Annotated in this window: 18 protein-coding genes; 15 read left to right on the forward strand and 3 right to left on the reverse strand. The window is 36.3% G+C overall.

Going from position 1 to position 15426, the window contains the following annotated elements; translation table 11 throughout:
• Positions 1-61: 61 nt before the first annotated feature.
• From JCM10519_RS06815 to JCM10519_RS06865, 13 genes are all read left to right on the forward strand, one after another.
• Positions 62-712, forward strand: coding sequence for a response regulator (locus tag JCM10519_RS06815; RefSeq protein ID WP_054738361.1), 651 nt, complete (start codon positions 62-64; stop codon positions 710-712).
• On the forward strand, positions 705-1307 hold the full coding sequence (locus JCM10519_RS06820; protein WP_054738362.1) for a hypothetical protein: 603 nt from the start codon (positions 705-707) through the stop codon (positions 1305-1307). Before JCM10519_RS06815 ends, JCM10519_RS06820 begins: the two co-directional genes overlap by 8 nt.
• A complete protein-coding gene (locus JCM10519_RS06825; protein WP_347843367.1) occupies positions 1270-1539 on the forward strand; it encodes a HAMP domain-containing protein in 270 nt (89 codons plus the stop codon). Before JCM10519_RS06820 ends, JCM10519_RS06825 begins: the two co-directional genes overlap by 38 nt.
• Before the next feature lie 668 nt (positions 1540-2207).
• On the forward strand, positions 2208-2471 hold the full coding sequence (locus JCM10519_RS27190) for a hypothetical protein (protein WP_347843368.1): 264 nt from the start codon (positions 2208-2210) through the stop codon (positions 2469-2471).
• Positions 2419-3225, forward strand: a complete 807-nt coding sequence (locus JCM10519_RS27195) for a hypothetical protein (protein WP_347843369.1) — start codon at positions 2419-2421, stop codon at positions 3223-3225. Before JCM10519_RS27190 ends, JCM10519_RS27195 begins: the two co-directional genes overlap by 53 nt.
• Positions 3179-4558 carry a glycoside hydrolase gene (locus JCM10519_RS27200; RefSeq protein WP_347843370.1) on the forward strand — a complete coding sequence of 460 codons (1380 nt, stop codon included), beginning with the start codon at positions 3179-3181 and terminating at the stop codon, positions 4556-4558. The genes JCM10519_RS27195 and JCM10519_RS27200 overlap by 47 nt, the downstream gene beginning before the upstream one ends.
• Before the next feature lie 544 nt (positions 4559-5102).
• Entirely contained in the window at positions 5103-5381 is a 279-nt protein-coding gene (locus JCM10519_RS06840) for a hypothetical protein (RefSeq protein ID WP_347843371.1), read from the forward strand.
• A 37-nt stretch (positions 5382-5418) separates the two neighbouring features.
• The gene (locus JCM10519_RS06845; RefSeq protein WP_347843372.1) at positions 5419-6054 is read left to right on the forward strand and encodes a hypothetical protein; all 636 of its coding nucleotides are present in this window, start codon (positions 5419-5421) and stop codon (positions 6052-6054) included.
• Between the two features lie 7 nt (positions 6055-6061).
• On the forward strand, positions 6062-6340 hold the full coding sequence (locus tag JCM10519_RS06850; protein WP_054738367.1) for a hypothetical protein: 279 nt from the start codon (positions 6062-6064) through the stop codon (positions 6338-6340).
• A gap of 384 nt (positions 6341-6724) precedes the next feature.
• On the forward strand, positions 6725-7012 hold the full coding sequence (locus JCM10519_RS06855; protein ID WP_054738368.1) for a helix-turn-helix domain-containing protein: 288 nt from the start codon (positions 6725-6727) through the stop codon (positions 7010-7012).
• Entirely contained in the window at positions 7005-7148 is a 144-nt protein-coding gene (locus JCM10519_RS27205) for an antitoxin VbhA family protein (protein WP_347843373.1), read from the forward strand. The genes JCM10519_RS06855 and JCM10519_RS27205 overlap by 8 nt, the downstream gene beginning before the upstream one ends.
• A gap of 10 nt (positions 7149-7158) precedes the next feature.
• Positions 7159-8031: a Fic family protein gene (locus JCM10519_RS06860; RefSeq protein WP_054738369.1), complete on the forward strand. Its 873-nt coding sequence runs from the start codon at positions 7159-7161 to the stop codon at positions 8029-8031.
• 910 nt (positions 8032-8941) lie between these two features.
• The gene (locus tag JCM10519_RS06865; protein WP_347843374.1) at positions 8942-9994 is read left to right on the forward strand and encodes a LacI family DNA-binding transcriptional regulator; all 1053 of its coding nucleotides are present in this window, start codon (positions 8942-8944) and stop codon (positions 9992-9994) included.
• A 71-nt stretch (positions 9995-10065) separates the two neighbouring features.
• Here the strand turns inward: JCM10519_RS06865 and JCM10519_RS06870 are convergent, their stop codons facing one another.
• Complete coding sequence (locus JCM10519_RS06870; RefSeq protein ID WP_054738370.1) at positions 10066-10632, reverse strand: hypothetical protein; 567 nt, start codon at positions 10630-10632, stop codon at positions 10066-10068.
• Between the two features lie 497 nt (positions 10633-11129).
• Complete coding sequence (locus JCM10519_RS06875) at positions 11130-11567, reverse strand: cupin domain-containing protein (RefSeq protein WP_054738371.1); 438 nt, start codon at positions 11565-11567, stop codon at positions 11130-11132.
• 262 nt (positions 11568-11829) lie between these two features.
• Here JCM10519_RS06875 and JCM10519_RS06880 point away from each other — a divergent pair, with 262 nt between their 5' ends.
• Entirely contained in the window at positions 11830-13170 is a 1341-nt protein-coding gene (locus JCM10519_RS06880) for a hypothetical protein (protein WP_347843375.1), read from the forward strand.
• 204 nt (positions 13171-13374) lie between these two features.
• Complete coding sequence (locus tag JCM10519_RS06885; RefSeq protein ID WP_054738372.1) at positions 13375-14136, forward strand: MBL fold metallo-hydrolase; 762 nt, start codon at positions 13375-13377, stop codon at positions 14134-14136.
• 798 nt (positions 14137-14934) lie between these two features.
• Here the strand turns inward: JCM10519_RS06885 and JCM10519_RS06890 are convergent.
• A complete protein-coding gene (locus JCM10519_RS06890) occupies positions 14935-15393 on the reverse strand; it encodes a hypothetical protein (protein WP_054738373.1) in 459 nt (152 codons plus the stop codon).
• Between the last annotated feature and the right edge of the window lie 33 nt (positions 15394-15426).

Consider the following 15426-nt stretch of genomic DNA (forward strand, 5'->3'; position numbering starts at 1 on the left):
AGATTTTTGTTTCGTTACAGATAACCTATTCTTTAATTTTTATATAAATGGAGACATGATTATGAAAATACTTATTGCTGAAGATGAGTTGGCTATGCAGAAAATACTTAAGCTTTATTTTGAAAATGCTGGATATGAGGTGGATGTGGCTTCTGATGGTGAAGGGGCTTTTGATAAATTGTGTCAAAATAAATATGATTTGCTAATTGCAGACTGGATGATGCCCAAAATGAATGGGATTCAATTATGTGAGGAAATACGATCTTATTCGTTACCGATTAAAATTATCATGCTGACTGCGAAAAGTGAAATTGAAAACGAGATAACCGGTTTAAGTTGTGGTGCAGATGATTATATCAGAAAACCATTTGAGCCTAAAATATTGTTGCTGCGAGTTCAAAAATTGTTGCAAATGGAAAATATCCTGCAGTGTGGTGATTTATCTGTCAACATCAAAAATCAAACGATATACAAGGGGCCAGAGGAGATCCGGCTTACTCAAAAAGAATTTCAGCTTTTACAGTTCTTTTTACAGAATAAAGGTATTACCCTTACCAGAGATTCATTATTGCAAAGGGTGTGGGGAGATGAATATAACGGTGATGAACGAACTCTTGATACACATATACGACGCTTAAGAAGTAAAATTGGTAAAGAATACATTACCACTTTTGTGGGAACGGGGTATAGAATGAGTGAGCCCAATGAGTAAGCTGGCGAAGAAATTTATTATAGGAATTATTTTTATCCTGACAGCGGTCACCCTTTTAACTGTATATATTAATTCAAACTTTATTGGACGTTACTTTCTTTATCAAGAAAAGAAAGAAATAAATGCTATTTGTAATCAGCTTATTTCCAGCGTATATCCAATCTCAGAAACGGTTCACAATATTGAAAACTCTGAGGATGTAGTGATTGCATGGGTAGAAGGTTCTAAGGATAATAACCTGCTGAATGAACGGTTACGAGATGCATTTTTAAGAAAAGGAATTGGACTGGATAAATACTGGCTTTGGGAACAGGATCAGCAGGAAGTTATGGAGGCTGGACGCAAAATGAGAGTCTATCAGCAGAAAAAGCTGCACTATAGTCTTCTTGTGGAATATCTGTCAATAGATAATCAATTTATTGCAGTTGCAAAAATAGTACCATCGGTGCAGCAGACACTTTATATTGTAAATAAAGTAACAATTGTCATTTTTTTTGGCGCTGGGTTTATGTCATTTTTGTTAATATCCATTCTTGTACAAAAAAATCATCAAGCCCTTGAAGAAAATAGGCGAAACGGCAAAGGCTATTTCTAATTTAGAGTTTCAAACAGTGGAAATTCACACAAACGATGAATTAGAAACTCTGGCAACAAATATTAATCATATGAGTTTTAACTTGCAGCAAGCCCATCAGGAACTAGAGAAAAAGAATAAACAAATGAAAGAACTTTTATCCAACGTAACTCACGATCTCAAAACACCAGTTTCTCTGATGAAAGCATATGCTAACGGTATAAGGACGGCATTGATGATGGTACATTCATAGATACAATAATAAACCAGACAGATAGGATGGAGCAGATGATTGAACGTCTATTGTGTCTGTCAAGGGTACAGCAGAAAGAATACCATTTTCAACAGATTGATATCAGTGAATGTCTAAGGGAATTGCTACAGGACTATCATTTGCAGGAAGAAACAAATCAAATTGTATTGGAAGCCGAAATACAAGACAGTCTCTTTGTCCATTCCAATTTTGAGGTGGTAAACCTGATTTTTTTCAAATTTACTTTCTAATGCGGTGAAGTATTCCGCTGACAAAAGAATTAAAATTAATCTATGCCTAGAAGAAGACCATTGCGTATTTCGTATTCAAAACCGCGTATCGGATGCTCAATCCATGGATACGGCGCGTTTGTGGGAACCGTTCTATGTAGCAGAACAGTCCAGAAATCAGGAGTTGTCAGGTACAGGCCTTGGTCTTGCTATTGTAAGAGATGCATCCGAACGGTTGGGATGTATATGTGAATGTACTTTGGATAAAAAGATTATTACATTCTCTGTAACTTTTTAGACTGATTTAATTCTTTGATAGCCAGTAATACAGCCAATACGTATTTCTTTTTTTGTTTGTTGCAATTTATCATTTTGACAAATGGATGTAACATGACCGATTTATAATAATGGGCAACGACAAGAAAGGAGAATTAGAAAATGAATTTAAAGATATCAAGAAAATGTGCCAGTTTTCTTATGGCAATTCTGATATTGACGGGATGTGCCTCTAATCCTATCAAGGTAACGGAAAAAGCTGCAGTTACGCAGTCCTTAGACACGGATTTTGCAAAACAAGTGGTGGAAGGAATCGAATATGAGGTTGACCCTGAAACATTTGAATTAGCTGTAAAAAAAGGGGGATATTTCTGTGCCTGTTTCACAACCCTCCCAGAAACGCAGAATAGGAGAACTATCGGATGAGGGAACAGAAACAAGATGGGTGTATCCGGAAGAAAATATTTCTGTATCAATTCAAACGAAGGAAGACTATCTTCACGTAACTATGAAATCGGAGACAAAAGCAGATAATAGTTTTCAGTGGCCAAGTATATCCGGTGAAATATATTATATGCCTTTTGGAGAGGGAAAAAGGATTCCCGCTACAGATAAAGCGTGGAGCAATTATTTAGATGGAAATGTATTCAATACCTTAGAGCAGCTTTCCATGCCCTTTTGGGCAGTATCAGAAGGAGACTATGCCGTTTTGTTTATCATGGAGAATCCCTATCGAAACGAAATGTCTTTCTCTGCTGATCCAGCCATTCATTTTACTTTGACTCATCAATATCCTGAAATTGATGGAATAAAAGAAAATAGCTTTCGTATCTATTTGATTAAGAATAATCCTGCTGCAGCCTCCAAAATTTATCGTCAATATGTAAAGGATACAGGTGATTTTGTAACGTTAGAGGAAAAGGCAGCGGAAAATCCAAATATCAGAAAACTTTATGGGGCTCCTCAAATTTATCTTTGGGGTGATAATCTTATTACTCCAGAAAATATCAATTGGCCGGCTTTCCGACAGTTAGAAGATGGCAGCATCATACAATATCTTAAACAGTTTGCAGATAAGACTGAGACAGGGAAAGAAGCAACTCAGGCATTTACAGACATAGCTGGTCAGGATTATGTCAGTCAATATCAAAAAAATACTATATGCCGTTTTTTTGAGTGAAATTTTGAAGCGAAATGATTTTTATAAACCTCGGGTATTTACGAAGCAGAATGAAAAGATGAATATATTTTTAGAAAAAGGAATAGAAAATTTAAAAGCATCCGGTATAATGCAGTTAAATAAGTGTGCTCTTGCGGTGAATCTTCCTGAGGTGTTTTCGCCAGAAGAGGAATGGATGAATTCTGAAACAATGGAGTTAATTAAAGAACTTAAGAATTCTGGGATCGAGCAAGCCTGGATTGGACTGAATAGCTGGGAACAGGCGTATGCAAAACCGGAGTTGGTTCAAACAGCGGTGGAACAGGGATATTTAATCGCTCCCTATGATTCTTATCATTCTATTCATGAGCCGGGAAATGAGCAATGGACTACCGCAAAATTTGCAGATACATCCCTTTATGAGGAGGCAAGTGTCTCTGATAAAAATGGAGAAAAACTGAAAGGGTTTCAGGATGTTGGCCGTAAATTAAATCCAACATTATCTTTAACCTCTGTGAGGCAAAGAGTCAATGAAATTCTTTCTACCAAAATACCATTTAATTCCTGGTTTATTGATTGTGATGCAACTGGGGAAATATACGATGACTATACACGTTCTCATGTTACCACGCAGCAGGAAGATTTAAAAGCCCGCTTGGAACGTATGGCTTATATCAAGGATAATTATAATATGGTAATTGGTTCTGAAGGTGGAAATGATTTTGCTGCGTCCACCATCGCATTTGCCCATGGCATTGAGTTAAAGACTTTTTCATGGATGGACAAGGACATGAAACAGAATAAGGAGAGCGAATATTATATCGGTAATTACTATAATCCTGCTGGAGGCGTAGCGGAACATTTTGCAAAGACTGTTCCAATCAAGGAACAGTACTATCCTATTTTTGTTGATCCTAAATATGATATACCACTTTTTAAACTGGTTTATAATGATTCTGTTATTACAAGCTATCATTGGGACTGGTCTACCTTTAAAATTGCAGATTCCGTGCAGGAGCGTATGTTAAGAGAAATTCTGTATAATGTACCCCCACTCTATCACCTTGATAGAAATGAGTGGGAAATGCATAAAGAAGATATTTCTTCCCATACAAAGGTCTGGTCTCAATTCAGCAAGAAGGCTGTTACAAAAGAAATGACAGATTTTAAATTTCTGAAAGAAGACGGTTCGGTACAAATGACTGAATATGGAGATGAGATTTCTGTAATAGCAAATTTTGGAGATGTACCATATTCTTATACGGAACATACAATTCCAGAACATTCTTTATTGCTGCAGATGGATGGAAAGTTTTCTATTTACACACCTGTTCTCTCTAATGATAATAAATAGCTTAAAATTCGAAAAGAATTGATAAAAGGTAAAGGAATGGCCACGACTCTTATGCTGTCGTGGCTGTTTTTAAAAGGCGAATCAAATTTTGCTAATACATAGAAAAAAAGGATTGAAAATAGTATGTCAAAAAGTATCATTATTAAATTAATAATATTGTCAAGACAGTAATGCATTTTGATAGATAATATAGTAGAATATTTATGAGATAAGGGGGAGAAAGTGATAGTATACGGATATGGCCGTGTAAGTTCTCGTGATCAAAACGAACAAAGACAGATTGAGGCTTTTCTTGCCTAAGGTATTGATGATCGGCATATATTTATAGATAAAATGAGTGGTAAACATTTTAATAGGCCGCAATATAATCTTTTGGTGGGAACTGAAACATCAGCTGGGCTTTAACGAGAAGGAGATCTTCTTATAAATTTTAATTTGACCAGAGAAGGAGAACTTTTGTAAGCGGTGTGAATTGAAGATGGGTTTAATTGACGTTTCCTGACTGCATTGAAAATAATTAAATGCGGTTTGGTGGTAATTAGAGGTGAAAAAAATGAGTGGTAACATTGAAAAGGTCTATATTAAAATTAAAGATAAATTGGAATCAATTAATTCCAAAATTTCAAGACTTGAAAAAGAGATTCGTGAATTAACAAAAGAGATCAGGTATAATGATAAAAAGGCCATAGAAAATAATAAATGTCTAGATATGAATAAAACTAGGCAGGATAATAAAAATAATAAAAGTTATTTTTTAAAAAATATTAGGGATTCCAATTTTTATATTGTTCATTATGTCAGTATTTTTATACAATTTCTATAATTATAAGAACAAAAATTCTTTAGTAGTTATAAGTGGAATGCCACAAGATTTTGTATGTAACAATTTTACAGGGAAAATAGTAATGAGGCCAAGTTTTATTGAAATTAAAAATGGTAATTTAGTTAATCAAAATTATTTAAAAGCTATTATTGACGGTCAAACGTTTGAAGTGAAGCCAGGTGATTTGAAAATTCAGTTTGATAGCAATAAGCATATAGATAGGTATGGATATCCTTATGGAAATTACTTCAATACAGAAGGCAGGCATATTTTTTTTTCAACCTCCCTTAACAGCGAATATTATGTATATGCCGATAAGTTATCCATTATAAGAAATAGTAATGTGTTCGAATACAATATTAACAATTTATTGCCAATAAAATCGCAATATAATCAAATTCAAGTAGAAAATTTTAGAACAGAAGCACCCATTCAAATACAAGATCAAGATACAATTAAATGTGAAGGTGGGATTTATGTATATATTAATGGAAAGGATATAGTTGAAAATTATCAAACTAATAAAGATATAAAACTTTGTAATATGCAGACCGGTATTCCAATTGGGTTTGACTTGGCAGTTTCAAAAGGTACATTCTATTTCGATGGTGCTAATGGAATTTCATTAAATGGAATAATTGAAAGTTTTTTTTGGGAAAACGGGAATAGATGATGGGAAGATGGTATTTACATCTTTAAATGAGCAGAAAGGTTATGATATTGGAGGTGCTAATTTGTTTGGAGACGGTAGTAGTTTAAATCTCTCATATGATTTTAATAACGGTATCAATCAAATTAATATATCGGGCCAAATAAATACACTAGAGTTTTCAGGAGTTAATATTATGGAAGGTTGGAGAACATTCATATATTCAAACTTGACAAGTATATTTAGCGCTGTAATTGCAGCCATTCTATCTGCTTTTATATTAAGTTCATTTGATAAGAAAAATCATTAGTACTATCATATATGGAGGTTGGAAAATTGAAAATTGTCAGTGGGCACAGCAGGATGAAGGCAAAGAGAAGATTGCGGTCTCTTCACAGTGCTTTGTTTTTTTTATAATGGCCAGCAAATCGTATTAGCATTAGATGAAAATGGTCAAGACTGGGGTACATATGACGAAGAATGTTTATCAGATACGTTTGTTATCGCGTGGAAAGTGTTGGAATCTAGAGAGGAAATAGAGAAGCACTTAGGATAAAGCAAATTTGATTGTTGTGATTGTCTGATAGAAGATAGTTTCGAAGCATGTACGATATTTATTTACTTTAAACGAAAATATAAGTTGAAAAATTACTCTAAACGTAGTACAATATAATAAATGAAGGAGGTGTTTATATTGATTATTTTTACTCTAAAAGATTTATTGGATGAAAAAGGAATGACTCAGACTGAGTTGTCCCGTGATAAGGGAATCAGAGAAGCAACTATGTCTGGGATTATCAATAACACCATTAAGGAAATTTCTGTAATGAATATAGAGAAAATCTGCGATGCACTTGATTGTACACCTGGTGATTTTATTAAGGTCATACCAGTTGATAATTTGGAAAAAAAGGAGAGCATTAATCGGCAGGAAATATCATGTGCCTACAACAACCAAAGAAGAACGCATAAAAATGGTTAATGATGCATTAGCACTTTCTACTTTGGATGCGCCGGAGCCTACAAGATTTACAAAGCAGCTAACAGATCAGTTTATTGAAGGTAAAATATCACAAGAAGAATTACGGCAAATGATACTTGAAAAATACCAGATGTAAGGAGGGCATAATGCGAGATCCGTATTTGTATGAAGATGTCCCGGTATTAATTAATAAACTAAATATTAAAGATGCGGCTAAATTAGAGGCTGCGGAGGCAGACCTTACATTTGCCCAATTTCTCAATATTGATGATTTGAATCAAGGTCAATCCTTAGATTTTGATTATATTAAATGTCTCCATCAACATATTTTTGGAGATATCTATCCATTTGCAGGACAAATCAGAACGGTACAAATATATAAGGCTGAGCGGGTATTAGGTGGAGATACAATAAGATATTCACAACCGGATGAAATTGAAGGACATGCTGAAAATATTATAAATAAAATGAATGACATTAACTGGAGGTCACTTAGCTTAGAAGATCGGTCAATGGAGTTTACCAAAAGTATTGCAGCGTTATGGCAGGTACATCCTTTTAGAGAAGGAAATACAAGAACAACTATGACTTTCGCTTTTCATTTTGCGGATAGAAATAATTTCCCACTTGATAAGCAGCTGTTTAGAGAGAATGCTACTTTTGTAAGGAATGCATTGGTAAAAGCTTCTGATGGCATGTATGCTGAGTTTCAGTATCTGGACAAGATAATGAAAGATTCCATGGTACTGGGTGAGGAAGCCTTTATTATTGATAAAATTAAAGCAGCGGGCTTTCGTCCAACTAAAACGCTGGTTCAAGGAATGAAAGATATTAATCAGGCCTTTCAAAAACTTCATTCTGTCAAAGACTTGAAGAATTATTATAATAATATAAAAAGTCTTGACAAAGATAAAGGAGAACTGGTGAGGTCTGTAGCACAGGATTTTGCTGATCAAGAGATACAAAACATAAAGGTTAAAAGTATCAATCGAGCCAAGAACATTTTTCCTGAGCCTTAGAACGTATAAAAGACTGTATAAACTATTTGAAGCTGTTTTACCATTTATGGAGCAATATTTAAAGTAAGTAGACTGTTTTAAGTCTTATATATGGTGCTTATTTTATAATAATAGATAGCGAACCCGCAGTAAAGGCTGGAAGCTTGCCTTCACAGCGTTTCCGCTATCTTAGGTTCAATTAATAAAGGCATTAAATCAGAATTAAGTCTACCACATTTACACAAAACTTTAGAAAGACTCAAAATAAGTATTGAGATACCATAAATGGATGCTATGCTTAAGACACAATTTCTAGAACATTTTTTTTGATCATTCTCATTTCGAGATAAATTTTCCAACTATATGCAATACGAAGTCGCCTGGATGAGAAAACAGAATAACCCATTGTCCTTTGTAATCAGACGGCTTTAGAGGTCCAAAAGTTGTCATAGAAGTAAAATCAGGGGCTTGCATGTCAATGCTAACACTCATAACGATTCCTTGATAAATAATTCATGTAATAATATGATTGTATAAATGATGTGTTTCAGAATTATTATCAATTATAATTATAAACAATCTCTTAGCTTTATTCCCAAATTAAGGAACCATGGTATTCTTTTTCCTGGTACCGGACTCGTAACAGGAGGCAGAACAGGACATATGAAAAGTGTTAAAGTGATATTTGCGAAAACGATTAAGTAATAATAAGGGAAATAAAGGACATTAATAAGGCAGTCATTTTAAATTAACAAAAGTTATTTAGAAAAATAAGGAACATGATTTATACGGATTGGTTGTTTTACATAAAATATGTTATTGAAATCTATATAAGTGAGATGAAGAATAAAATATATTGATTTATCTCCTGAAAAGGAGTATATTAGAGTGACGAAAACGATTAAGCAAAAGGGTGAGGCATATGATTTCTATGAAAGAACTGGCACAGTACTGCGGAGTATCCGTTGCCACAGTAAGCAAAGCACTCAATGACCAGCGCGACATCGGGGAAAGTACAAAAATAAGGATTAAAAATGCTGCAGGAAAGCTGGGGTATTATCCCAATGCAGCCGCAAGGTCCCTAAAGACAAACAGAAGTTACAACATCGGCGTTTTGTTTGTTGACAAGGCAAACAGCGGCTTGACTCACGAATATTTTGCTGCAGTACTGGAAGGCTTTAAGGTTGAAGCGGAGAAACAGGGGTACGATATAACGTTTATCAATAGTCAGATAGGAAAGAAAAAGGTCTCTTATTATGATCATTGCAAATACAGAAATTTGGACGGTGTGGTAATTGCCTGTGTAAATTTTGATAACCCGGAGGTGATCGATCTCTTGGGAGGCGATATTCCTGTGGTTACCATTGACCACATCCACGAAAACTGTTCCTCAATTTTATCCGATAACATTAAGGGGATCCAGTGCCTGATGGAATATATTTATGAAAATGGGCACAGAAGGATTGCGTATATTCATGGGCAGATGAATTCGGCCGTTACAAAGGCAAGGCTTACCAGCTTTTACCGGTTTATGGAGAGCCATAATCTGCATATACCAGACAAATATGTATTGGAAGCAGCTTATCTGGATGTCGGCCGGGCTATGGCATACACCAGAGATCTGCTGGACAGAAGGGATCCGCCCACCTGTATTCTATACCAGGATGATACGGCTTTAATAGGTGGATTAAATGAAATGCGGGTGAGGAATTTAAGGATTCCGGAGGATATTTCCATTGCCGGATATGATGGCAACCGGATCTCACAGCTATTAAATCCTAAGCTGACCACCGTACGTCAGGATACGGCTGCCATTGGCATGAAGGCCGCAAAAAAAATTAATAAACACCATCGAAAAACCCAAGACAACTTTTACAGAACAGATCATTGTGGAAGTAGAGCTGCTAAAGGGGGAATCGGTTGGAAAAGTAAATATTTAACCGAACCAAGTAGGGGCGCTGATTGCGAATATCCGCTTGACTGATACAAATAAAGTGGGGTCCGGGAACCCCACTTTATTTGTATTCTTCCTATTTACTTATCATACAGCACAGCTTAAGATTCCGTCTGATCCTCTGCCTGGATGTCTTGTATTTCCTCCTCTTCAACGCTTTCGCCCTGAGGGGTAAAGGTTCTATGAAGCTCATTGCCAATTTTGTCTTTGGCAGTGATGGTAAAATTATCCTTTTTAAGCTCAAAGGTCACGCGCCCTGTACTCCGGTCTATGGATAGGGGAGAAATAACCTGGTTGTCATCATCACAGCCGGAAATAGAAGAATAATCCACGCCTGACTGACTGTCTTCCAAGCGGAAGGAAAGAACTCCGTCTTCAAATACCTTGTCCTTAATGACTGGAGGAGTATCATCTAAAACATTCACCTGTTCATGTAAAATGGTCTTCATTTTGTTAAAGGATGTAAGCTTTATTTCAAGCCCACCGTTGTTTGTAAGGACTGTGGAATAGGTCTTAAGGCCTGTTTTCGTCAATTCAACAGGAGCACCGTCCAAAGTCACTTCCATGCCCTTTAAAGGAAGCAGGGAATTGATCTTAAGTTCCATGGTTGTGGATATATAATCGCTGCTTTCACCGATCGTAATCTCACCCTTTGGTTTTGAAGTCACCAGAAAAAGATCAGGCCATTTACAATGATGAAAGGAAGCACATAAAACAGAAGGACCGATAGAAAACCGCTTTGCCCTGCATCATTCCTGTTGCCGGAGCGCGTTTTCCTGCGGTTTGATCTGACTTGGTTGTTATATTGATTCATACTGATTCCCTTTCCTCCTGATGTTTTTATGCCTATAAGCATATCAGAAAATGATGAATCTTACAAGATTATCTATTAAATCGTAATAATTTAATTTATTCTTACAGAATGCCCGGTTCATGCGTGTTTGAATGCCATAAATTTATCATCTGCCTGCACATCTGCATATCCAAGGTGATCATAGGTATTATCAGTGATAAAATTCAGCCGGGGACAGGTGCCGGATTACATTGAATCCGGCTGGTAAGAGTATCCTGAAAAAAACATTATAAAAAAAGAAGGGCCGCAGGATTGGGGAAATCCTGCCGGCTGTAAGAAAAAAAATTAAAAAAACTGTTCTGCAAGGTAGGATCAGGAATTTCTTGTCCTCTGGACCGTATTCCATGCATGATTAGGAGGAGCATAGAAAGATGATATTTTTAATGGACTGTTGCCAATATTAATGATGTTATGAAAAATGCCGGCGGGCACTATTATAACATAATTAGGAAATGCAAGATATTGTCCGTACATTGAGAGTTTATCTTCACCCAGCTGAACTAAGCCCAGCCCATCTTCTATTCGTAAAATTTGGTCAAGATCAGGGTGGACCTCAATACCAATACTCCCATGGACAGGAATGCTCATGAGAGTAACCTGTAAATTAGTTCCTGTCCATAAAGTCGAACGGAAATTATCGTTTTGCTGGGCGGCCTTGTTGAGATCAATAATAAAGGGGTTCGGTCCATAATCATATGGAAAGGTTGGTATATTCGCATCATCATAGTTTGAGTTTTCTGAATTAGGCATGCAGTAAGTCACCTTTTATATGTTTTATACTAATATATGTTACATAAATATCACTGCTATCAAAAATCAGGAATTTCTGAAAAAGGAAAATGTGATGATCTGCCTGGATCAACATTATATTCCCCACGGGGACCAGGAAACTGGAAAAATTGGGGGATTCTGGCGGCTGTGAATATCTAATACAGAGTGGTTATCATATTAAAAAAATTTATCATATATTGTAAATAATATATGTAAGCGGAGACATAAGGTGAATTTCACTGTGAACAAGTATCTGCAGAAGTCATACATGCAACAAGCTCCATATAAACAAAGGGAGCTTGATACCAATAGAATAAGTGTACCTGTAGGTTATCAGATAGAAGTCTTTGCTCAAGGATTAAATGCACCAATTGGCATGGTTTTCACAGAAAAGGGTGATATGCTAATTGCTGATTCCGGAATGTCTACAATGAATCCACTGGTTATGCGTATGAGTAATGGAAGTTTGGATGTTATTGCCGATGGCTTTAATGTTCCCATAACTGGAATCAATTATAAAAATGGATACATTTATGTGTCCCATAGAGGAGTTGTAACTGTTCTTAATCCGAATGGTACAAGACAGGATATTATAAGCGGCTTGCCAAGCAATGGGGATTTTAGCAACAACCGGGTTGAGTTTGGTATTGATGAGAAAATATATTTTGGACAGGGAACAACAACGAATTCCGGTGTAGTAGGGCTGGATAATAGCTGGGTTCTTGAGCATCCTCATTTACACGATTATCCTGGTTCCTTTATATTTCTTAACTACCAAAACTTTGAAACTAAAAATGTGTTGATACCGGCTATGGAGACGGCTGTTACTGGAGCTTTTTGCCCCTTTGGGGTTCCAAATATCCAACAATATCAAGTGAAAGAAGGCAGACTTTTAGCTTCCGGCAGTGTATTAAGGGCAAATATGGATGGCTCTGATTTAGAACAGGTTGCATGGGGACTTCGTAATCCATTTTGTATGAAATTTGACAGCTTGAACCGGCTAATCATATCAAACCAGGGAATGGAGGCAAGAGGAAGCAGACCGATTGCAAATGCAATGGATGAATTGCATTTGCTTAATATAGATGCATGGTATGGCTGGCCAGATTACTCAGGAGGCGTTCCTGTTACAATGTCCAGGTTTACTCCAATCAGAGGCAGAAAACCAGAAGCATTACTTCATACCATTCCATCGATACCGCCGGCACCAAGTGCAGTTTTCCCGTCTGGATCCAACATCATGGGATTTGATTTTAACAGGTCATCAGATTTTGGACTGATTGGCGATATTTATATTGCGTGTTTTGGCGGAATCCAATACGAAGAGTCCAGTGATTATATACGTTCAGGGTTAGGACATAGGGTATTGAAAGTTAATGTTGTTAATGGAGATATAGCAACATTTGCAATAAATAAATCAGGATTTCCGGAAGAAAGGGGGTTGAGCAGGCCCACTGATGTTGTTTTTGGACCTGATAATTCAATGTATGTATCAGATTTGGCAATCTCTGATTTAGATATGCAAAATGTATATTTGCCTAACACAGGAGTAATATGGAGGATAAGAAAAATAGAGATGTAGATGTAATTTATAAACTAAAGCAATGAAGAAAGAAGTGTTTGAATGATTATTGAAAAGAAAATCTTTAAGATAAGCTGAGTTCTTCTTCTGGATTATTTTCATATAATGCATTTTCTACGCTTATCATTGATAGTTAGTAAGTTTGGTGATATTCTACTTATAAGAATCTTTTGATTAATTACAAAGTAAAAAGGAATGATAAAAATGAAAAACTGGTTTACAATCGATCAAATTGATGCGGACACTCACATTATCAGCGAATACCGCCATTGGGAGGAAACGCACTGTTACCTGCTTGAAGGTGAAGAACGATGTTTGCTCATTGACACCGGGCTTGGCATCTGTAACATTTCCGAAGAAGTGAAAAAGTTAACAGACAAACCAGTAACTGCCGTGGCAACACATATCCATTGGGATCATATTGGCGGGCACGAATACTACCCGGATTTCTACGCCCATGAGGCGGAATTAGACTGGCTGAACGGCAAATTCCCGCTGACAATGGATACTATCCGGAATATGGTCATAGATCGCTGCGATTTGCCGGAGGGCTATGACGTCAGCGTTTATAAGTTCTTTCAGGGAATGCCTGCACGGGTACTACAAGACGGTGATACCATCGATCTGGGTGGACGTAAGATTACTGTGCTGCATACACCGGGGCACTCTCCAGGACACCTGTGTTTTTGGGAGGCACAACGAGGATACTTATTTACCGGTGACCTTGTCTACAAAGACACGCTGTTTGCGTACTACCCATCTACCGATCCGCAGGCATATCTTGCGTCTCTTGAAAAGATAGCGGCATTGCCCGTGAGAAAAGTATTTCCGGCTCATCACAGCCTGGACATTCAACCGGAGATTCTGAGCCGTATGAGAGATGCTTTCCGCCAGTTGAAAGTTGATGGCAACCTTCATCATGGCAGCGGTACTTTTGATTATGGGGATTGGGCTGTTTGGCTTTGATATCCATTGGTTTTATGTCAACTAAATTGTGTTTGCAATTTCTCTGGAAATTTATATATTTAAAGTGAAACTGTTAAAGTATGGCATTTATCAAAGGAGGAATTTATATTAACAAAAATAATAAAAAGATTAACTAACTTTGACTTATATAAAGCATTTACTGATTTTACTTTAGATTTATATTGGTCGGAAAACAGTATTGGTGCAACAATTTCTTCTAGTGGAAAAGATGTACATGTTTATACTGATGGAACACTTGATTATTATCTTTTAATAGATGGATTGATAAAACTTAATAGCAGGCCAATTTGTATGTCTGGCGATGCAGCTATAATATGGTGATTATCTTGGAATTAATTAATTATATCTGGTCAGTTATAAATTATTCTTTATTAATAATTGTTATTGTTTTAATTATAAAATATATAAAAAATCATAAGAGTTAAAGATTAATCTTACATCTGTTAATTTTTAAACATCCATGGGCAGGGCGAAGACGAGACGCCGTAGGGCGATCCTTGATCTTCACATTCCCTATACTATCCCTGCAATACAAAGGATTAGTTGATTTTTTTCGACACCTTTTCGATTCTTGTTTCAGCCAAGAGAATACAGTTTTGTTTGCTGTACATGCCCTAACGATGTCAGTTTATCCATATACGAGCTTATGCCAGTATTTGAAAGTGGGGGAGCGAATTGCCAAACATGAAGATTGACGATAGCAAGAACCAGTTAGATTTGCTTGAACTTTTAGATAATTAAAAGAGCCATGGAAATAATACCATGGCTCAATAATAGTCACTTATTATATACGTCTTCTATTACATATTCAAATGGAATTGAAATGTCACAAGGAGCAACTGAATAATGGTGGGATTCAATTATCGGAATACCTTTCTTAATTAAAAGATTTTTATTGCTATTCCAATTGGATTTCCACCATGTCCAGAAAAAGTATTTACCCTCTGAACGGGAAGGCGATGGTTCGTCGTCACACCAAAGAGTAATCCATTCACCCTCAGGATGATCATTGGTTTTTAATTTTATGGACATGTTTACATCGACCCATAAAAGAAAACCTTCCGGTACATACGGAGCATCTCCAAGCAAAGTGGTATTTGATGGAGTTTTTGAAACTTTTGGCTCATCTGCGGTTTTAACTGGTGCAGTTTTAAGAACAGATAATTGTTCGGGATGCATTGTGAGGAACGGTGAATCATTGATATCAGTAGTTTCAAATTCATTCGGTTTACTCATAAAATTGCTCCTTTCTGACTGTAAAAAAGTTCC

This window comes from Clostridium sp. NkU-1 (genome assembly GCA_001312405.1).